A 260-nucleotide genomic window follows, 5' to 3' on the forward strand; every position below is an offset into this window, starting at 1 on the left:
TTATCAAGTTGAATAAGTGGCAGAGGGATCCTAATCATTTTACAACGGATATTCTCGCGGGATTCACCTTTGATCCAAGCCCGGTATCCAACGAAGTCGCGCAATTAAGCAATGCTGGTAAAGAGCTTTATGATCCAATTGTATTGGGTCTGGTGGAACCAAATGAAGGTTTAGCGAAGCTTAAGGATAAAGCATATGCCAATGTCAAGAAAATCCAAGTGGAATATCAGAAGCAGCTGGATGCCTATCTAGCCAGCAAG

General features: G+C 42.7%; 1 protein-coding gene. It reads left to right on the plus strand.

Annotated features, from left to right (window positions below):
* Positions 1 to 260, plus strand: a 260-nt coding sequence (locus tag KVT27_RS25210; protein WP_217582233.1) for a DUF3502 domain-containing protein, incomplete at both ends; no start/stop codon positions are given.

It is taken from the genome of Lysinibacillus sp. GbtcB16 (assembly GCF_019091145.1).
GTDB classification, from domain to species: domain Bacteria; phylum Bacillota; class Bacilli; order Bacillales_A; family Planococcaceae; genus Lysinibacillus; species Lysinibacillus fusiformis.